13 protein-coding genes are annotated in these 22,021 nt (G+C 38.7%); 7 read left to right on the top strand and 6 right to left on the bottom strand.

What is annotated here, in order from left to right; all coding sequences use genetic code 11:
• The first annotated feature begins 1 nt into the window (after position 1).
• On the top strand, positions 2-793 hold the full coding sequence (locus ACQY3H_RS06105) for a hypothetical protein (protein WP_428075692.1): 792 nt from the start codon (positions 2-4) through the stop codon (positions 791-793).
• A gap of 3 nt (positions 794-796) precedes the next feature.
• Positions 797-1,264, top strand: a complete 468-nt coding sequence (locus ACQY3H_RS06100) for a hypothetical protein (protein ID WP_428075691.1) — start codon at positions 797-799, stop codon at positions 1,262-1,264.
• Between the two features lie 284 nt (positions 1,265-1,548).
• Here the strand turns inward: ACQY3H_RS06100 and ACQY3H_RS06095 are convergent, their stop codons facing one another.
• The gene (locus tag ACQY3H_RS06095) at positions 1,549-2,265 is read right to left on the bottom strand and encodes a hypothetical protein (protein WP_428075690.1); all 717 of its coding nucleotides are present in this window, start codon (positions 2,263-2,265) and stop codon (positions 1,549-1,551) included.
• A gap of 63 nt (positions 2,266-2,328) precedes the next feature.
• Entirely contained in the window at positions 2,329-5,040 is a 2,712-nt protein-coding gene (locus tag ACQY3H_RS06090; protein ID WP_428075689.1) for a hypothetical protein, read from the bottom strand.
• Positions 5,041-5,632: 592 nt separating this feature from the next.
• Here ACQY3H_RS06090 and ACQY3H_RS06085 point away from each other — a divergent pair.
• A complete protein-coding gene (locus tag ACQY3H_RS06085; protein WP_428075688.1) occupies positions 5,633-6,763 on the top strand; it encodes an ankyrin repeat domain-containing protein in 1,131 nt (376 codons plus the stop codon).
• A gap of 50 nt (positions 6,764-6,813) precedes the next feature.
• Here the strand turns inward: ACQY3H_RS06085 and ACQY3H_RS06080 are convergent, their stop codons facing one another.
• The 4 genes from ACQY3H_RS06080 to ACQY3H_RS06065 form a co-directional block, all read right to left on the bottom strand.
• Complete coding sequence (locus tag ACQY3H_RS06080) at positions 6,814-7,920, bottom strand: tyrosine-type recombinase/integrase (RefSeq protein ID WP_428075687.1); 1,107 nt, start codon at positions 7,918-7,920, stop codon at positions 6,814-6,816.
• 150 nt (positions 7,921-8,070) lie between these two features.
• Positions 8,071-8,787: a hypothetical protein gene (locus ACQY3H_RS06075; RefSeq protein WP_428075686.1), complete on the bottom strand. Its 717-nt coding sequence runs from the start codon at positions 8,785-8,787 to the stop codon at positions 8,071-8,073.
• Between the two features lie 51 nt (positions 8,788-8,838).
• Entirely contained in the window at positions 8,839-9,750 is a 912-nt protein-coding gene (locus tag ACQY3H_RS06070) for a DUF3800 domain-containing protein (protein WP_428075685.1), read from the bottom strand.
• Between the two features lie 23 nt (positions 9,751-9,773).
• Complete coding sequence (locus ACQY3H_RS06065; protein ID WP_428075684.1) at positions 9,774-10,214, bottom strand: hypothetical protein; 441 nt, start codon at positions 10,212-10,214, stop codon at positions 9,774-9,776.
• A 481-nt stretch (positions 10,215-10,695) separates the two neighbouring features.
• Here ACQY3H_RS06065 and ACQY3H_RS06060 point away from each other — a divergent pair, with 481 nt between their 5' ends.
• From ACQY3H_RS06060 to ACQY3H_RS06045, 4 genes are all read left to right on the top strand, one after another.
• Positions 10,696-13,458 (top strand): SNF2-related protein, encoded by a 2,763-nt coding sequence (locus tag ACQY3H_RS06060; protein ID WP_428075683.1) that lies wholly within the window; start codon positions 10,696-10,698, stop codon positions 13,456-13,458.
• Between the two features lie 8 nt (positions 13,459-13,466).
• A complete protein-coding gene (locus tag ACQY3H_RS06055; protein ID WP_428075682.1) occupies positions 13,467-16,217 on the top strand; it encodes a DNA methyltransferase in 2,751 nt (916 codons plus the stop codon).
• 2 nt (positions 16,218-16,219) lie between these two features.
• Entirely contained in the window at positions 16,220-19,342 is a 3,123-nt protein-coding gene (locus ACQY3H_RS06050; protein ID WP_428075681.1) for a DEAD/DEAH box helicase family protein, read from the top strand.
• Between the two features lie 686 nt (positions 19,343-20,028).
• Positions 20,029-21,678 (top strand): phosphoethanolamine transferase, encoded by a 1,650-nt coding sequence (locus ACQY3H_RS06045; RefSeq protein ID WP_428075680.1) that lies wholly within the window; start codon positions 20,029-20,031, stop codon positions 21,676-21,678.
• Positions 21,679-22,021 lie beyond the last annotated feature (343 nt).

Below are 22,021 nucleotides of genomic sequence, written 5' to 3'. Positions count from 1 at the left end.
TATGTATCAAGTAAAAGTATCTGTAGATGAACAAAGAAGTTATGTGTCTTTTTATGAGGGAGACACACTTCTCTACCGTACCATAGTGGAGAGCCCCTATCATATCACGGAACAAGATCCACTCGTGCAACGCAAGAAATTCAAAGACCACCGCACTGTTGTGCCGCCACAACATACCGTGTGGGTTCCCGGTAAAATTAACGTGCATCCGTGGTTTAACAACTTATTTAAGCAAGTAGATAAACTGGTAAGTTATATGCCGTTTCGGGATAAAGAAATTGAATATTCTATTCACACGCCTTTTAGTAATCACGTAACCAATGAACGCTACAAAGTAACTGAAGGATTTAAGACGGAAGAGTTAAAGGACGGCCCCTATGCCTTGCCTACCCGCGCCATTAAAAGTATTACTACGCAATTTGGCCCTTATCCGCTCGTTCCCGCTCAAGATGCTACGTGGAAAATTAACATACGGACGGCCCAAGCATGTAAAAACGTGATTTATTTGCGGGCGCACTATAGTCATAAGCACGTATTATCTTTTGTGGCAGACTTATTAAAACGTAATGGTTGCGCGGTAAAATTACGCCCCAGTTTCACAATGCAGAAACAAAAATTGGAAATTTGTCCTTCATCTCGGTATTTTGGGCTAGAGAGAGAAGAGTGGGCTAGTTTGGATATTTATTTACAAAACCCGAATGCCTATAGAAAACCGTGGTGGCAGAAATGGTTCAAAAAAGAGGGAAATAAAGAGGGCTATGTAGATTCTATATGGAGTTATTTTAAGAGGTAAGCAATGTTTGAAACAAATAATCAGAAATTTAAAAGATGTTACGGCCCCTTTAAAATAGATAAAGACATAGAAGAAATAACCAAATGTTTCTTTGCGTGTGGGCCTCATTATCCGGGTGTGTATGGGATGATGGCATATAACACAGGCAAAAATGCGGAGTCTTTTTATCGGCAAGTTGGGTTTTATGGCGGCGGGATGATAGTATTTCCTCGCACCATTAAACTGGGACTTCGGGACTTATCTTTTGTGGACCAGTACAACGTGGAATATGCGTGGAATAGAGGTTTTGGAGGCAAGTTTCCATATCGGGATAATGTCTATAATGTGGAGTCTTTAACCCTGGATATTGCCAATATGTCCCTAGAACGCATTACTGAAATTGCTAAAGATATTGCGCATAACCAATGGGATACAGATGTGCTATTTAAGGTGTTCCCATCCAATCGCATTTTTTTAGTAAAGAGCAAATAAGATGAACAAATTTGAAAAAATTATTGCTTGGATGCCGCATACGGGGTTATATCTGCCTAATGTGGATAACAGCCCCGAATTTGATACCTTACGGCGAGATTCGTTGATTTTGGCAATATTTCAGTATCTTGTTTGGCCGCCACTGCTTATAAAAATTTCAAAGCCAAATTAAATTAGCATTTCCTTTATAACAAGGGTATTATCTTTATTGCTACTAGCTCTAAACAATTGAAGGGGTGTTTCGTTGAAGGAACATTTACTACTCGCAACCTTGCCGCTAACGATTAGAAATTACAGGCAAAACCTTTGTTATGTGTCGCATGGGGCAAGATTGCCAAATTATTTTTACCTACCCATTTCTTAGATAGTTCCAGCGGAATGACTTTATCTCTAGCTCCAGCAAAATGTTGTTGCTCTACGGAAGGAAGTGTTTGTAAGTCTAATGATAAGTAGAGCGGCGTATCTCCCCAATATTGTGTCCAATCGGTATGATTTAATAAGCCGGCAATCGTAATCCACTTTTGTATTTTTAATTCGGGATGCCTGGTGATGAGAAGACCAGACAAAAGCGCTCCCCCAGAATATCCAATTAAAACAATTTCTCTGTCCTGCGAAATTTGTTTAATAGCCAAGGCGGTGTCTTCCACAATTTGCTCGGAAAAGCGGCCCACAGTCCAATCCTCCACCTTGCAGTGAGGATCTTGGACGAATTGACAGGGTCTAGCCAGATAAACCACATTAGCGTGGGGATCGCTAAATGCCATGTTGCGTAAAAATTTATTTTTAGGAGTCGGATTTTGAGTGGGTATCCCTCTGTAATCAAAAGCCTTGCCATCTCCTTCCAGGTAAATGCGGATGGGGGAGGACGAATCGGTTATTTTTTGCCAAGAGGCCAACAGGTATTGATTGGTTTGCATCGGTTTGTAGGCAAATTCACGGGGCACAGGCACCGTAGCGCAAGAAGTTAGCAAAAATAATCCTAGTAAGAATAATTTTTTCATATCTGTTATTCTACAAAAAAGGCCCCTACTTGGTTAGTAAGGGCCTTTTGATACGAAGTTTGCTTAAAAGTGATAGCGTAGGTTGATGTATCCGTTCCAACCTTCGCGTCTGCCATCTCTGCGATAGAGGGCAATTTCAAACGCGTAATCATTGAAATGAGCGGTTGTTCCCAAACCATACTCTACGAATCTGGCCATGTTGAGCGTAGGAATCGCCACGCCTTCAACGCGGGAGTTTCCACCGTCTTTGTGACTGAAGGAATAGCGCACATCTCCAAAGAGTTCCCAGCGTTGGTTTAAGCGGTAATCCCCACGCAGGTTTGGCACAAATTCAAACACTTGCAGGTCATCAGATTTTACACGGATATTGGCAGAATTGGTGTAATCATCCCCGTGGACATACGTGTAGGAAGTGACAAAACTGGGCATCAGCATCAGCGAAGGGGAAACTTCTATTTGATAGCCGATATCTGCGGCAATACCGCCCCAAGGATTGTTCGTGCGGTGTTTGCCATACATATCGTACGTTTTCGGATGGATGTATCCGCCAGTCATATTAAGGGCTACCATAAAGTTTTCATATTTGGTGGCAATGTTGGCACCCAAATACTCTCCGGGTTGATCTACGCGGATATCATCATAGCGGATGTTTCCGTTCAGATAACCGGTATAAACGTTGAGTTTGGAGTCATCGGATTCAAAGAAATTGATGTCTTGGCTTAACCCTAAAAAGAACATGGCCATTCTGGTTTTGACGTCGGAAAAATGTCTGTAATCCGTTCTGTCATTGTAGCCATATGCCTTGAGCCAGACATTTCTTCCTTCTCCAAAATCTCCGGCTGCTTTGCCCTGTTGTTTGAAGTCATTATATTCAAATAAAGTGAAATCGCGAAACACTAAACTATTGATATAATCCTGGACGTTTGAAACGGTGTTTACCGTAATGGTCGGCTCAAAGACGGCCGGATTATAATTCCTCGGGTCGTCGGGGTCCGGATTATCGTTAAAGCGGGTAAATGTTAAGGAGCCATCCCCATTATTGGCTACCGTATATTTGTAGACGGGAGAGACGGCCTGCAAATCATCTTTCACCGCTACGTAGTCGGCCAAATTGGTGTCTGTAAATTGAACTACGGTACTATCTCCCGTCGTATCGGATAATACATTGACACCGGATAAAACGATTTTCTCTGTGCCTGTCACGGTGTCAACATGGATGGTGTCCATCGTAGAGGTAGCTAAATCTGCATCAGCTTGGATGTTGAGATTAGAAGAAAGATCTAATTGTTTCAAATTGACAGAGCCGATGACGTTATTGATAGTGTAAAGGGTGGACTCTGCCATTACATGTAAGTTGTTGCCATCAATAAAACCGTCCGGGTTATCTACACCGGCATTGATGGTCGGATTTTGCCCGATAGCCAGTACGCCGTTGTACAAGTTGATATCAAAATTATAGGTATCATCTCCCACTCGGTTATTGAATTGAATTTGGCTGCTTGCATCTGAGACCATTTCGGTCGTGATGCCTGTATCGGGGGAATAAGTCAAACCTGATTTGTTGATATCAATGGATGCTACGGTATTATCCGTGTAGGAAGCAATGCTACCGTTAAAAATAATTTTTTTACCGCTAGCCGCATTCAAGAATAAAGTAGCATCATTTCCGCTCGCGTCAAAATAAATATCACTACCCGCATTATAACTGGCTGTTTCGTTAGTGGCTGTGTTTCCGTCAAAAACAACATCTTTATTGACGGCAAAAATGTTCAAATCAATATTTTTACTGTAAATGCCGGCCCCTTCATTAGCGGTATTGTTTGTGAAAGAAGAATCCACCACGGAGAGGGGAATACCGTCGCGAAACTTGATGGCATAAATGGCTCCGCCATATGCGGCCTGATTGCCTCTAAACGAAGTGTTTATGATGTTCATCCCGTCATTTAGACCGTCCAAAGACAAAGCACCCCCAAGTCCGGTAGCCGTATTGTTAACAAATTCGGAATTGATGAGATAATTAACATAGTGGGCGGCAACGGCTGCCATACCATACCAAATAGCGCCGCCATCAAGCCCGATTGCTTGGTTATTGGCAAATACGGAATTGGAAATATAGGTTTGTACGCTGGTATCCAAGGCGCCGCCTTCCCCAGCGGTATTATTGACAAAAAGGGAAGAATCTATGGTAATCGGTTGTGAGTTAGTGAGTGTCTGTGTCACTCCGCCGCCATACCAGTTTGCGGCTGCATGGTTATCATAAAAAGTGGAATTGGTAATAGTTAGCAAAGCATTTGAATCAAAAAATACCCCGGCATCTTCGTCAGACACATTGTTGGAAAAAACGGAATTGTCTATATTTACAGTGCCCAGAAGTTTATTTTGGCTCCATCCTGTTTTGTGAAATCCGTTAAAGGAATTTGTAATTTTTTTATACACGGTATCACCGGCGGCATTTTGATAAGAAAAGGTATTATCCGTGCTGGATCCGTCCTGTATGGCTCCTACGTTTTTGAGTGTGACCGTGGAAGTGTTTGAACCGATATTTAGGTAGGTCCCCTGTACGCCCGTTAAGGAGTGATGGGCTCCGTCTACCACAGTTCCATCTGGCAACGTAACAGAGGGGGTGGCGGACTCAACCACAATGTCTTGCGCAAAGGTCAAATCACCGCCGGCAGCCAAATCCGAGAAGGAATTGACGTCCGCTGCAAAAGCGGATACATTCATAATTAGCAAAGCAAGGGAGAGTGAAAAAGTAAGTAATATTGTTTTCTTCATAAAATACCATATCTCCAAAAATTTACAGAGGGACATGGATTGTGTGAATTGTTGCACGAGGTTGCACGGTATTTTAATGCCGGACCTTGAATGCTGAAGCATATTCACATCTCGTCTTTAATATTATTATACTATAATCAATACGTTCCAATTCAAAGGATATTTGGCTAATGTGAAATTCAAGGACAAGAATACGCATAATGTTAATGTACTAATCAATAGGCATATCAAAATCCCGCCCAACGTCTCGGCGATACAAAGACAAGTTAGTCCTCGTTCCATCCCCTATTTCTTATACAAAAACTACTAAAATGCTTAAAATTTAAGGATTTTTATAAAACAGTAAGAGTATGTAGAGCAGATAATTTTGTTAATTTTTTCCCGCTCGGGAATATTTTAAGAGAAATGGCGGAAATTTGGAAAAATATTCCCGTTCGGGAATTTTTATCTTAACATTTATGCTTATTTATCGTCTAAGATAGGTTTTTATAAATCTTAACATTTTTGTGATAAAAAACCCCGCAATTAGCGAGATATTTGAAGGTGTTATAATCATGCAAATATTGTAGAATAGCGTTAAAAGGAGCCAATAATGGAAAATAATTTATATTCATGGGGTAACCCGGGGACATTTTCTCAAGAAGTTGGGATGTATTGTTTAGGGATTTATATCCTTGTAGTATTCGTAATTTTTATATTTATGGATATCTTTTCTAAAAAAATACGAATACAATTCGTCCATCGTTATACCAGTGTGGCACTCTGTGTCCTTTTTGGGTTCTTGTATCCGGTCATTCAGGGTAAGGTGCCTTTTTGGTGTGTAGGATTACTGTGTGGAACAGTAATAGGGCTGGCTCGTTATTTATGGATTGTTGATGGACGTAGGCATAAAAAAAATGAAGAATTATGGGCGGTGTTGAGTAGCCAAAATTTTGACACAGTTAAATCTTATTTGAATACAAATAGGAATATAAATTTAACAGTAACGGATATAGATGGCAAAACTCCCGTAGACATTGCTTTACAATGTGAAAATGAAAAAATGCTGGAATTGCTTTTGACACGGGGAGCAAGCTTTACGGGGGAAAATTTACTTGAAGCTATTAGTAAGAATTTTATTAGAGTTGTTGATCTCATGATAGATAGAGGCGGTGAAATAAATCCTCTCAATTATACCTCTATGTTAATTACTACTCCATTAGAGTGCGCTGTAAGAAGTAATTGTTTAGAGATCGCTAAACAATTACTTAAAAAAGGCGCATTATTTAATTTTTGTGGGAATTCTTCTGTTGATGAAGAAAAAAAACATTCTGAATTATTTTTATCAATATCAAATAAGTACGACGAAATGACAAAACTTCTTCTTGAAAATGGTGCTTATGGGCAACAGGCTTTGTTACTTGCAATACAAAAGAATTTGGCTGACGTTGCTAAAAAAATCATTGATAATATACCGTTAGATCAAAATATTTTTTCATCCTTGAATCTCATTATCTCCAATCAGTATGAAGAAAAATATGTATTATTGTTGTTGAGCAAAATGCAGGACACTTTTTTGAATCAATACGTCGAAGATTGTCTTAATATTTTATTCGTTGCTTTGCAAAATAATTATTGCGAAACTGCGAAATGGTTTGTTGACCGCAAAATCTATGATGAAAAAACAAAATTGTTATCTATGAAGAAGGGATATACGCATCTTATGGAACAAATGATGAAGTAAGATGTTGTATGCTTAGAATTTTATATACAACATTATTTTTTGAGAATTTTTTATTTCATCAAATCCCCAAAGTCCACACCTATTTGTCTGCATGCTTTGTTTCCTTCGCATACAGTCTTTTCTTCCATGCCAACCAGTTGCATGCCATGCTTGGGCAGGTTAAATACTGCTTTGTGTAAGTTGTCGGGGGCTAGGTGGGCATAAATCTCGGTCATTTGGATGGTCCGGTGGCCCAGTAACTTGCATACCGTATAGAGTTCCACCCCGTTTTGGACGAGTTGGCTGGCGAATGTATGGCGCAGTTTGTGCAGGAAACTATCCACTCCTGCCGCTTTGGCTACTTCTTGATAAAAGGTTGTTAAATAATCGGGGTTACAGCGGTTCCCTTTCATGGGCTGGCATACAGTGACCACGTATTCGTGTTTGGCGCGTTTATGGGCCTTTTCTAGGGCATTTCTAAGGTCTTGTGTCATGGGTACAAAGCGGTGGTTTTCTGTCTTATTAGGGGCAATATACAGTTGGTTATTGGCAAAATCAACATCTTCCCACTTTAAATTAGACATTTCTCCTCTGCGTAGTCCGGCATCTGCCCCTAGTAGCACCACAATCTTCCACGCTTCAGAGGGGCAAGCGGCTAATAGTTTGTCTATTTCTTCCGGGGTGTGGAACACAACTCTACCCCGGGCTGTCTTAATCTTTGTGACAGTAGTCCAATCTCGCTTGGGCACATATTGCCATTTCTCACCCCTATGCATAGCGGTTTTAATACATATCACTAAGCTATTGATATGCCTGGCACTGATGTTTTTCTTAATAAGATGCTCTTTATAGGTTTGTAGTAACTCGGGAGTAATATCCTGTAAAAAACGAGGCTTTTTCATTTCTTCCAAATAGCGGATAGCCAATTTCATACGGTTACACGTATTACGGGCCTTATCAATAGACATGTGATAGAGTAATTTGGCCTTAAATGCATCCCAAGTAATATGTACAGGCATCCTCTCTTTAACAGCATTCCGGCGGCGAATAAGTTCCTGATATTTTAGCAGGGCTACTTGTTTATTTTCAGTTTGGAGCGAGAGACGTCTTCTAACCCCATTAAAATCGTAATAATCTGCGTAATAGTACGGCCCTTTTTTGATTTTGTGTACACTCATAATTCTCTCCTGTAAGAAGTGTTTTTACATACACATTCACGCTTCTTATAGGGAGAGAAGTCAAGTTGTATTTGAATTTTTTCGAAAAGAAATAATTTAAAAATCCCCGGATTGTGACCGGGGACGGGTTATAGAATTTGCTTATACCTTCTAAAACCCGTTTTTTCTTGCTATCTTATACCAACCTTTAAAACGATATTCGAATTCCCAAGATGCAATCGATCCCATGACAACAAGTATAATTAAAAGAAATAGAATTGGACTCAACCATAACTTTATTCCTCCTTGTGCAATCCACGATACGCTTAGGCCAAATATCCCTATACAAAATACGCTTTGTAGTATGGTAGTAACTATAAGATCGCAGTAGGTGTGTCCAATAATAGAAATCCTTTCTGTTGCAGAGATTCCTGTTGCTGAACACGAGCATTCCAAATCTTTTCCCTGCTTTCCTGTATGAAAAATTTGTAACAAGAAAGCATCTCCGGCATTGAAGTGATGAAATTTAATAATAGCGCTCTTGCGATCTTTACTAATACAGGTAGTATAAACATTGCCTGTATCGGTGTGTTCAATAACATCAATTCGTAGCAGACGGCAATGTTCTTTCCCTTCGATAACAATTCCTTTTCCATTTACAAAATCTTGCTGAGTTAATGGAACCTGTCCATCGTTGACAACTAATATCTTAGCAATAGACAAGCCTTTAATAACTTTTGTTTTATAGTATATCTTGATTGCAGGATCTCCAATATCTGGGGTAATTAAACGTTCATTTTTCAGCAACCATAGGAGTTTACCACGATGCCTTTTTTGTAAAATGGCTCCAATTAATGCCGAAAAAATTGCTATTAAAATATCTTTCATAAAAATATTCCTCACTTTCCTTCTTTATTATGCTTGGGAAGTTTCTAGTGTTTATTCTGTATAAGTAACAGTTTTCATCTTCATATCTTTTTTAATGGTTCTAAGTGCATCAGGTGCAATTTGGTAAAAAAAATCCTCACAATTATTCCTACCTTTTATAACCCACCGGTTGCTGTCATCTACGAAAGATATGGTCATTTGCTGTATCCATTTTGTTACTTGTTTAATTTCATCAAATCGAGAATCGGGTTTCTGTATACCCTCCTTTAGAGAAGTATATAAAGCTAGAAAATAAGCATAAAAATCTGCAATGTTGATAGCTAATACTTTCTTAGAGTCCGCATGGTATGGAACATCTACAATATTGGGCAAGTGAAAAGAATTTGTTGATGCCATTTTTTTATATTTTTCCCCCGTTAGATAATATTCATGAGCCCAAGTCGGAAGATTCCATATTAAATCAATAATGGTGTTATCTTTCTCATCAAAAACCAACAGAGAGTCTCCCTTGTTGTTTTTCTCATTCATATTTAATTTTTGTACGCAAAGGGCCAAATGCATGGCTGCTAGTCGATATATTTCAATTTTTGCCGTGCTATCATGCAATCCTTTACATTTTAATAATTTCTTAAAATTTTCATTCTGCTCAACGGCGCTTAACTTTTCCGAATCAACCGCAGAAAACAAAATCTTATGTTTTCTCTCGTTGATATATTTAATGATTTCATCTATTAGTTTAAATCGTCGTTCCCTTGGAACTTTTTTCCATATATTGAGACCTCTATACAAATCAGTAGTATGTATTTCTTCTAAATTATGCTCCAAGTGTTTAGATAGAATTGTCCGCAAGGCATTCCATTCAGTTTTTGTTTTTTTCATGCGGGTAATATCAAACATAATTGCTGCCACTACCACAATTCGTTTATTTTTATCATAACTTTCGTCAATATAACAAATTTTCATACTTGTTCTATCTTACAACAAATCTATTGTTGTCTTTTGTTTTGTTTGATTTCGGTTAAACCGTAGCTAGCGTTCCCTAAAGCATAGTCTAGTTGTTCAACCAATGTATACAATTGTTTGACATCAGACTCAGTTACTACAGATGAATTTGCCATATATTTTTGTCGCAAATCAATAGCCAATTTCATTAATCGAGCGAAAGGAACACCATCTTTTCCTTGCAGAAGAAAAATAAATTCGCTTTGATGTGACATGCACCATTCCAGTAGTTTGTCTGTAGACGTTTTATCTTGAGGGAACTCCTTACATGCCTCATCTAGCTTTTGCGCCAATTCCAAACGGCGCATGCGCAAATCTTGTTGAATTTGGAGTTGTGTGATGGCATACTGTTTCCAAGCGAAATAAGCAATTGCGATTGCACACATCCATTCTGCATTTTGTTGTAAGAAAGTTAATACACACATAGTTCTTGAAAAATCTCCTCTTAGAAAATCTATATATATTGTAGAAAATTTATCATTGTCGTATAGAAAAAGAAGAATAATTTAATGTTAATCTCCCATTTTAGGGATTTTTTTACGTTTATTACCGCAGGTTTGCTAAAATAAAAGTATCAGTTTTAAAGGAGACTTTAACTTAAAATAAGCCTTAAATGTGGCTTATAAACAATTAGTACTGTTTTTGGAATCCTATGTAGAATAGGATGGTTGTTGAGTACACTCAATGTCCAAAGGCGTCCAAAAGCGGCCATTTCGGTAGAAGATATTTGGGAAGTCATGAGCCCTTCTATCTTCTGCCAAATGTTCGCATATTCTTGATATAGAATCTTCTATTTAAGATTATGTGACACGGCTGCTGTTGGTATACCCGCCTTTGGAGTACCGACTTCAGCCGTTTTTGTTTACAAATCCAATTTGACAACATTAACGGCTCAAAGGAATCGTTATGTTGTCTAAACAACAAAGTAAATATTTTGCTTACGAACTTACAAGATTAGATAAAACGGGAAAATTAGGCGGATTTTCCCAAGCATTGCTTGATGCCCAAGTAGATCTCAATCCGCATCAAATAGAAGCGGCTTCATTTGCCATACAGTCCCCTCTAACAAAAGGGGTTGTGCTCGCTGATGAAGTCGGTTTGGGAAAAACTATTGAAGCAGGAATTGTATTGTGTCAGTATTGGGCTGAAAGGAAACGTCATTTATTGGTTATTTGTCCGGCTGCTTTGCGAGAGCAATGGAAACTAGAATTAGAAGAAAAATTTAATTTGCCCGCCATTATTTTAGATTCCAAGACATATTTTACTGGTGCTTTTAATTTAACCGACAAAGTTATTATTGTGTCGTACAATTTTGCCGCTAAGCAAGAATTGGAACTTGTTAAAGTATCGTGGGACTTGGTTGTGTTGGATGAAGCCCATAAATTACGTAATGTATATCGTGAAAGCAATAAAATCGGTCGGGCACTTGAAAGAGCATTAAATGGGCGTAGAAAGATTTTGCTCACAGCGACTCCGTTACAGAACTCCTTGATGGAACTATATGGCCTTAGTTTGCTAATAGACCCTAATATTTTCGGAGACGACAGATCCTTCCGTGCTCAATACACAACTACCCAAGGGTACTATAAGGAGTTAAAAGAACGTTTGGCTGCTTTTTGTAAACGTACACTTCGTTCTGATGTATTAGAGTACATACGCTACACGAAGCGCAAACCCATTACATTTCCTTTTGTGCCTTCTACAAAAGAGCAGATCCTTTATGAAAAGGTTTCAAAATTCTTACAAAAAGAAAGTGTGTATGCTATTCCGCATCGTCAAAAACACTTAATTTCACTGATTTTATATAAGTTGTTGGCATCTTCGTCTTTGGCTATTTGCGGTACCCTTTCTACCATGTTAGAACGCATGGAAAAAATTAAAGCGGGGCAAAGTACTGTCGTCGAAGATCAAAAATTTGATGATCTGATCATAGAAGCTGATTTAGAAGATGAACAGGAAGATATTGCTATTTCAGATAAAGAAAACCAAAATGTAGACACAGAAGTATTAGACAAGGAAATAGCCGAGATTAAATCTTACATCGCTTTAGCCAAAGAAGTAGGCACAGATAACAAAACTGAAGAATTAGTGAAAGCATTAGAAACTGGTTTTGCTGAAATGCAAAAGATGGGGGCTCCCCAAAAAGCACTTATCTTTACAGAAAGCCGTAGAACACAAAAATATCTATATGATTACCTGTCTGCTCACGGATATGCACACCAAATAGTGCTATTTCACGGTGGAAATCGTTTACAGCGTAATGAACTTATAAAGCAATTTAAAAATGATGCCAGTATTATGATTGCCACCGAAGCGGGCGCCGAAGGGTTAAACATGCAATTTTGCTCTTTGGTTATTAACTATGACTTGCCGTGGAATCCTCAACGTGTGGAACAACGTATTGGGCGGTGCCATAGGTATGGTCAAAAATACGATGTAGTTGTTATTAACTTTGTAAATCAAAAAAATGCAGCTGATAAACGCGTGTTTGAATTATTATCCTCAAAATTCCAATTGTTTGAAGGCGTGTTTGGAGCTTCTGATGAAATTTTGGGGTCTATTGAAGATGGTGTAGACTTTGAAAATAAGATTTTAGATATTTATCAAACCTGCCGTACACCGGAAGAAATAGACAAAGCATTTGATAACTTACAAAAAGAAATGGAAAGTACGATTGATCAAAAACTTCGTCGTACTAAACAGGAATTATTACGCAATTTTGATGCTGACGTTCACCGACGTCTAAAAGTTAATTTGGAACAAACCAAAATACAATTAACGGATCGCCAAAAACTATTTTGGGCATTGGCTAAGGAAATCCTAAAAAAGGATGGTGTGTTTGACGAGCAGGAGTTCTCTTTCACGTTAGAAAACCCTTCTTTAGGCAAGTGTGGCAAATATTATTTCTTAACACAAACCGATAAACACCAAGATATAGAATCTTCCTTTATTTTCCGTTTATCGTCTCCGTTAGGAGAATATATTGTTAAAACGGCTAAAGATTTGGATACCAGCCACCTAGCAGAGATAACTTTTGACGTTTCACATGCCAAGCAACGGCACAAGTATTTGGAAGAAATGCAAAAAGACCGTTTGTTTGGATGGTGCTCGGCCCAGTTGCTAACCATTCACAGTTTCGAACAAGAAGAATATATCGTACTTACAGGAATTGATAATTATCAAAAGTCCGTAGACCAAGAAACATTAGAAGAAATGCTTCGTTTATCGGCTGCGGATGTTTATGAAGAAAAAATTCCGCAACCCGTAGAAAAGGATTTGCTTGCCAAGTTAGAAAAGGAAAATTTGGAACATGCCAAACAGCAATCCGAAAATCGAAACATGAGCTTCTTTAAAGAAGAAACTGAAAAGATTAACAAGTATATAGAAGACAAATTGTACATGGTGGACAAGGAATTAGATGATGTCAAAAAGCGTATAAAGGTGCTCCTTAGGGAAGAAACTCAAGCCGATAATATGACTCGTAAGGCAGCCCTGCAAGATGAAATCATTACCTTGGAGCGTAAGAAACGCCGCCTGCGCCGTGAAGCTGAAGACATAGAAGACAAGATTATGGAAGAGCGTCAGCAATTAATAGACACACTTAAAAAACGTCTTGTTTCAAAAATGACAACGCAACATTTATTCACATTTAAATGGAAGTTACAATAGGAGATAATATGACCGCATTTGAGCAGTTAAAACAAAAACTACACGAGATTTTCCAGTTGGACAAACGGGAACTTGATTTTGGTATTTACCGCATTATGAACTTAAAAGCGGATGAAATTGCCTCTTTTATCGACAATGATTTACTTGCCCAGGTAAAAAGCGAGTTGGAAAATTATACGGCAAATGATAACAAAGAGATTAAAGAACAACTTGAAAAAACAATTGCCACGCTTAAAGAAACTGGGGTGAAAAATATTGAGGAACTTCCCAAAATTAAGGAATTACGTGCCAAACTTGCGCAATCTTTTGATGCTAAAAAGACGGAAACTGAAATTTACTCTGATTTGTATAACTTCTTTAAACGCTATTATTCAGAAGGTGACTTTTTATCGTTGCGCCGTTATAAAGAGGGTGTATATGCCTTGCCGTATGAAGGCGAAGAAGTTAAATTGTATTGGGCTAATGCGGACCAATACTATATAAAATCCAGCGAAACTTTGACCAATTATACGTTTAAGGCGGGTCCACATAAAATCCGCTTTGAAGTAACCGATGCCACTACTGAACAAAATAACAATAAAGGAAAAGATGACCGACGATTTAAACTGTTGGAAACCAACCCTGTACGCAAGGAAAACGGGGAGTATATTATCTCTTTTTCGTATTTGTCAGACCCGCAGAAACCCAATCAAAAAGGACTTAATGAGCAAGCCGCGCAAGCACTATTACAAAATAGTGTATTGGCTGATTGTCGGGAAGAGTTGCGTGCGGAAAGAGGGGCTGGAAAGGCCAAAAGTACCTTATTGGGTAAGCATTTAGATGATTTTACAGCCAAAAATACTTTTGACTATTTTATCCACAAGAATTTGGGTAAATTTTTGCGGCGAGAGTTAGACTTCTATATCAAGAATGAAATGATGCACTTGGACGATATAGAAACCGAAAATGCTCTGCGTGTAGAGCAGTATTTGGCTAAAATTAAGGTTTTCCGCAAAATTGCGGGTAAAATTATTACCTTTTTGGCCAGTTTGGAAGATTTCCAAAAGAAATTATGGCTTAAAAAGAAGTTCGTACTAGAGACAAACTATTGTATTACCCTAGACCGTGTACCCGAAGAGCTATACGAAGAAATTGCCCAAAATGATGCCCAACGTGAAGAATGGGTAAAACTGTTTGCCATTAATGAAATTGAACAAGATACTACCCATGTGGGCTATAGCGTGCCCTTGACCATTCAATTTTTGAAGGAAAACCCATTTTTGGTGCTAGACACAGCATTCTTTAGTATAGAGTTCAAGTATAAGCTGCTTGCTCGTATTGATGATTTGGACAAAAATTGCGACGGCTTACTCATTCATAGTGAAAACTTCCAAGCATTAAACTTGCTGCAAGAAAAATACCGTGAAAAAGTGCAGTGTATTTATATAGATCCGCCATTTAACACGGAGAATGATACTGATTTTTTGTATAAGGATAATTATCAAACATCTTCGTGGCTCTCCCTTATGTGTAGTCGTTTTCAGTTAATGAAACCTTTAATTACTACGCAAGGGTCTTGTTACCTTCATTTAGATGAAAACGCTGATTTCCTGGGAAGATTGTTGTTAGAGAACATATTTACCGACGTGACCAACGAAATAATTTGGAATAAAGGTTTTAGAGGCACAGAATCTAAAAATATTTATCAACATTCTCATGACACTGTTTTTTACTTAAAAAATAATATTGATAATGCTATATGGAACAATCCAGCACAACCATATAAAGACGAAAATTTAGGAAGGTACAATCAAATTGATGAAAATGGGAAGAAGTTTGCTTTGGTAAAACGCACTAGAACCAATGGAGAAGTATATTATGGAAAAGTTTATCCAAAGGAAGGTGGTAAACATGCCAATGATGTCATTTCTCATATTCCAACAATGGCGTCGACAAATCCGGAGAGAATTCCAGAATTTAAGACCCAAAAACCTGAGGCTCTATTAAAATTTTTTATAGAAGCATCATCTAATCAAAATGACTTGATCTTAGATTTTTTTGGGGGAAGCGGGACGACTCTTGCTGCTGCTTATAAACTTCGCCGGAAAGGAATATTGGTGGAAATGGGGAAATACTTTGATAATATTGTTATTCAGCGTATTAAAAAAGCATTGCATGGAGAAAAATGTGGAATAAGTGATTATCAATATGGTGGTTTATTTAAATATATTCGTTTGGAATCTTACGAAGATGCGTTAGATAATTTGTCATTTGAGAGAACAGCTGCCCAAAAGCAGTTATTTTCCGAAAACAAATCCATCCAAGAAGAATATACGCTCAAGTATATGATGGATTTAGAAACCAAGAGCTCTCTATTGACGGTACACGATTTTAACCATCCGTTTGATTATTCACTAAATATTACCCGTAACGGTGAAACCAAACGTGTAAACGTTGATTTAGTGGAAACTTTTAACTACTTGATTGGCTTAGAAGTGCACAATATACAAGAATCGCGCGGAGTAGTGTCCGTAGAAGGTGTTACGCGCAATGGGGAAAAAGTGCTCGTTTTATGGCGTGATGTAGCCAAAACAAACAATGAGGCCTTAAACACATGGTTTGAAAAACGTGCTTATTCCACACAAGATCACGAGTTTGACATCATCTATGTAAATGGCGACAATAACCTAGAAAACCTCCGCAAAGAAGATGAAACGTGGAAAGTTCGCCTAACAGAAGCGGAATTCTTAAAACGCATGTTTGATGTGCAGGAAGCATAATTATGGCTAGAAAAACGACAAAGAAAAATGAAATCCGTTTTGCAGATGAGCTAATCTTAAACCGCTTTTTATTAAATCAAATCGGTTTTGAGGATTTTAAAGACTTGTCTAATACCTTAAAACCCGCCAAAGAAGGATGGAAAGAAGACGGAAGCAGTTATTTTTATGACTTTTTAATCAATTCATCCTTTTTCTCAAATGCTCAAATAGATAAAGACACCTTACTCGGCTATGATATGAACATAGCCCGTCATACCAAAGCCATGCAAGGTAAACGGCCAGATCCTATTGTATGGAAGTATTTCCAATGGGCATGCTTATTGTTTACGGAGATATTTTTGGACAAATTTTTTACGGATAGCAAAAAATTACTCCAAGATTTAAATGCTTTTAAACAAAGCCATGCGGAATGGAACCATATTCCACCATACACGCTAGAAGACATCAATAAAGTGGCTGTTTGGAATGCTACTGGTTCGGGCAAAACACTCCTCATGCATGTTAATTTACTGCAATACAAGTATTATTTAGCAAAACACCACAAAGAAGATAGTTTGAATAAGATTTTGCTAATTACCCCTAACGAAGGGCTTTCTAGACAGCATTTAGATAATTTTAATTTATCACAAATTTCTGCTGAGTTTTTTGATAAAAATGCAGGTAGTTTGTTTGCCAAAGATACGATACAAATTATTGATATCAATAAGTTAAAAGAAGAGGGGAAAGTAGGGAAAGGAAAAGATGCTAAAACAATAGACGTTAATTCTTTTGAAAATAATAATTTGGTTTTTGTGGATGAGGCCCATAAAGGCGCACGCAGTGATGAACAAATTACTAAAAATACACGTGACAAGTTGTCTTCTAAAGGATTTGCCTTTGAGTACTCCGCTACACTGGGACAAGCGGTGGAAGCAGCCGACAAGAAAGATATGCGTTATGAGTATTGTAAATGCACGCTGTTTGACTATTCCTATTCGTGGTTTTATAAGGACGGCTATGGCAAAGATTATCGTATCATGAACTTGAAAGACGATACGAATAAGGAGTATCGCAAAATTTATTTAACGGGATGTTTGCTCGCTTTCTACCAACAGTTACTAACATGGGATAATCATTCCGCAGAATATAAGCAGTTTAATTGGGAAAAACCTTTGTTGGTCTTTGTAGGGGCTACCGTCGTCGGACGCCAAAATAAAAATAATCAGGCGGAACAAATATCTGATGCGATGGATATTCTGCATTTTTTGGCTGATTTTGTACACAATAAACAACAAAGTATAGACCATATCAACCAATTACTGGAAAATAAATTCAAATCTGGAGGAGATGTGTTTGCCAATACGTTTACGCTTATTACCAAACGAGGGGAAGATGTGTATAACGATATTTTGCGGTTAATCTTTAAATCACAGGCGTCGGGCGCACTGCACTTAAATAAATTAAAAAGCATAGAAGGAGAAATATCCATGAGGATAGCAAACAATCCACCGTTCGGCGTCATTAACGTAGGGGAACCGGAAATGTTATTGGAAAAGTGCCAAAATACCGGGTTGTTTGTGTTGGGGGAGGAAAATTTCTCAACGTCTTTGTTTGATACCATAAAAGAGCAAGATTCTGAGGTAAATGTTTTAATCGGTTCAAAGAAATTTATGGAGGGATGGGATTGTTTTAGAGTAAGCACGATGGGGCTTATGCATGTCGGCCAGCAGGAAGGTTCCCAAATCATTCAACTTTTTGGTCGTGGTGTGCGCTTAAAAGGATACCAAAAACGTTTAAAGAGGACTTCTAGATCGGAATATCGGGGGGGGCCTTACCACAAAGAGGTAGTAAACTGCATGGAAACCTTAAATATATTTGGTGTGAAGGCCAATTATATGGAAAAATTTGAGGATTATTTAAAGCGCGAGGGTATGCCGACAGGAAGAAAAATAGAGTTCGTTATACCTGTTCTTAAAAATTTGCCTAATAAAAAATTGAAAATTGTTCGTCTAAAAAGCGGAGTAGATTTTAAGAAAAATGGAGAAAAACCGACTTTGCAATATGTCCCATACATACAACAAAACAAAGTACAGGTAGATTGGTATCCTAAAATACAAGCGCTAAAGAGCGAGGAGATTAAGGATAGTGAGCGAGATTTGAAAAAAGAAACAAATCTTTTGACGCCGGCTCATTTAGCGTTTATGGATTGGGAGCGGTTATATTTGGAATTGGAAGAATATAAGGCCGAAAAATCGTGGTACAATTTAAACCTGAATGTGGAAGATATCAAGCAATTATTTAATAAGCATAATGACTGGTATGAATTATATATTCCACGAGAAGATTTAAGAATTACTTCTTTTGCTGATTTTGAGCAAGTGTATGATATTTCCCTAACGTTGGTAAAGAAGTATTGCGATAAATTTTATACTTACAAAAAATCCGATTGGGAAAAGGATAAATTAGAATATTGTGAGATCAAGCCGGATGATAATAATTTTATTGAAGAATATAAGATTTATGTGCGTGATTCCGAGCAGGATGTAATTGCGCGGATAAAAGAATTGGAAAACCTTATCAAATCCAAGCAATTTAAGGATTTTGATATGACTTTAGCTTCCGCAATATACTTCGATAAACATCTATATAATCCGTTGCTTCTAAAAACCAATAAAAATGAGCTGTTAGAAGTAAAACCAGTGCCTCTAAATGAAGGAGAAGGAAAATTTGTTACGGATTTACGAGGGTATTGCCAATCCCATAAGGAAGAGCTAAAAGATCAAGAAGTATACCTTTTGCGTAACCGTAGTAAAGTGGGTATAGGTTTTTTTGAAGAAGGTGGCTTTTTCCCGGATTTCATACTTTGGATTATTAAAGGCAATGCACAACGTGTTGTGTTTATTGACCCTAAAGGTACGCGTAATTTAAACGGTAAAAAAGATCCTAAAATTATGTTCTATCAACGAATCAAAGAGATAGAAAGGCAATTAAAAGATTCTTCTATTACTTTAGATTCCTTCATCTTATCTGTTACCGATAAAGAACTAATTAATTGGGCTTTAGACTGGGAAGTGGAAGATTTTGGCGAACGACATTTTCTATTTCAAAGTGACAAGAACTATATCAAGAGAATTTTTGATAAATAGTGTTTAAGTATGTATGCAGAATCAAATGAGGTTTTATAGTGTCCACAAGTATGTAGGTTGGCATAATAAAAATCACGAAAAATCGCTTCGCAGTGTACCATAAAATTTATAGTTTATAGTGTCCAAACTGTGCCCAGTATATTCATAGTTTTCGCAAAAAATTTTAGTAGTTTTTATACTTCCTCGACGAGAAGTACTAATTATAGTATGTAAAAAAATCTTGGGAATTTAGGTTGTGCGGATATAGTTTGCAGAAAAAGAGCGTATAATTTAGATTTTGTCGACGAGAAAAAGAAGAATTTTAGCGTTTATTGTACACCATAAAGGGTCCACTAAGAATATACACTTTTTTGCTTTTTTTGCGTTTTTTGCTTTTGGGAACACCGACGAGGAAGTATAAGAAAAAAACCCGCTCTCGACGGAGAACGGGTATGTTTTAAGACGTGCGCCCAACAAGCACAGAACCTTCGACGAGAGCGTGTCCATTATAGTGTACCATAGTTCTTATACTCAGTTTTAGCACTCCCCATTATTATTTTGGCACTTTGGCTAGTTCGAGTTTCACAAGTGCATAGCAAGGATTAGTGACTATTGGAAATTCTGCCCCGAATGCGTAAAAATGCTTATAGAAGCCGGAGAAGACGTAAATAACGGCTACGAGAAGGAAAAAATGTAAAATATTATATATGAAAAAACTATTCTCCCTTTTGGCAAAAAGGCCCGAAATTCCCGCTGTCCGCGTGACGGCGTTACTGTCCGCCTGGTTCTTGCTGTTCTTAAACTGCAGTTTCTGGCGTTTTGTGTGGACGCATACCGAAGTTTCCGGTTTTACGAACACACTGTTCATGCTGTCCATCCCACTTGCAGTGTTTACGCTGATGTATCTGGCGTTCAGCCTGCTGCTCCTTCCGTATGTAGGCAAACCGCTGATGATACTTTTGCTTATCATTTCCGGCGCGACCAACTACCTGATGTTCCAATTCGGTACGTTTATCGACGCGGATATGATCCGCAACACGTTTGAAACGCACCCCGGCGAAGTGAAAGATTTAATCACGCCCCTGTCCGTATTATGGCTGACGCTGGGCGGTATTGTACCCGCCGTGTGGCTGGCGCGCGTAAAAATCGTTTTTAGACCTTTCTGGAAAGAAGTTACCGCCCGCCTGGCGCGCTGCGGTATCCTTTTGCTGTGCGTGCTTGTTTTAGCGCCGTTTGTGTATAAAGAATACGCCTCGTTCGGCCGCAACAACCGCGAAGTACGCCGCCTGGTAAACCCGCACAACTACGTGTACGCCACCATCCGCTATTTCCAGATTGAACAACAAAAGAAACGTCCGTTTATCAAACTCGACGAAGAAGCGGAACACGTACCGTACCCGGACGAAGAAAAAACGGTATTTATCGTAGTACTGGGCGAAACGTCCCGCGCAATGAATTTTTCGTTAAACGGATACGAAAAAGAAACCAACCCGGAACTTAAAAAACACGATATCGTCAACTTTAGAAACGTCCAGTCCGCCGGCACGGCAACGGCGGTGTCGGTTCCGGCGATTTTCTCGTTTACGTCCCGCAAAGATTTCAGCCCCACCGACGCCAAATACACCGAAAACCTGCTGGACCTCTTACAGCAAACCGGGTATGAAATTTTGTGGAAAGAAAACGACAACGGCTGCAAAGGCGTCTGCCAGCGCGTGCCCAATGTGGAAATGGATTTGAAAGACAAACGCTTCTGCGACGGCACCTACTGCAAAGACGAAATTCTGCTCGACGGCCTGGAAGAATACTTAAGAAACATCAAAGGCCACACATTTATCGTTCTGCACACCATCGGCAGCCACGGCCCGACGTACTACCGCCGCTATCCGCCGGAATTTAAGAAATTTACCCCCACCTGCGATACGGAAGAAATCCAAACCTGCACGCAGGAACAAATCAAAAATACGTACGACAACACCATTCTGTACGCGGACCACATCGCCGCGAGCGTAATCGATATTCTCAAAAAGTTCCCCGAATACGAAAGCGGCATGATGTACGTGTCCGACCACGGGGAATCGCTCGGTGAAAACGGCGTTTACCTGCACGGTCTGCCGTATTTCATCGCCCCTAAAGAACAGACGGCCGTCCCCATGGTGATTTGGATGAGCGACGTTATGAAAAAGTCCGACCATTTGGATTACGAATGTTTAAAGAAAAAAGCGGCGAAAGGCCAGTTCTCGCACGACAACATCTCCCACTCGCTTCTTTCGTTAATGGAAGTAGACAGCACGGCATACGATAAAAACTTAGACTTCTTTGAAGAATGCCGCATTGACCCGCTTCCCCGCAAAAACTAACCGTTTAGCCCCGGCCTCAACAAGCCGGGGCGTTTTTTTACCCTTTATAATTGATAAAATATAGATAGGTTACGCGTGAAGTCACATCACGCAATTTAAAAAACCGAGGAATAAAAAACATGTTACCCAAAGCGTATGAACCGCAGGAAGTAGAAAAAAAACTGGCCGAAAAATGGCAAAACGCCAAACTTTTCGCCGCCACTGCCTATAAAAACTTCAAAGCCAAGTTAAATTAATATTTTCTTTTCTGCAAATACTTATACGCTATTGGATACATAAGTTGTCAAAGTTAACCAAAATAATCGTGGTTTTATAGTGTCCAAAAGTATGTAGGTTGGCATAA

The sequence above is a fragment of the Candidatus Avelusimicrobium luingense genome (assembly GCF_902757105.1).
Lineage (GTDB): Bacteria > Elusimicrobiota > Elusimicrobia > Elusimicrobiales > Elusimicrobiaceae > Avelusimicrobium > Avelusimicrobium luingense.
This window is presented reverse-complemented; position numbering and strand designations above follow the sequence as displayed.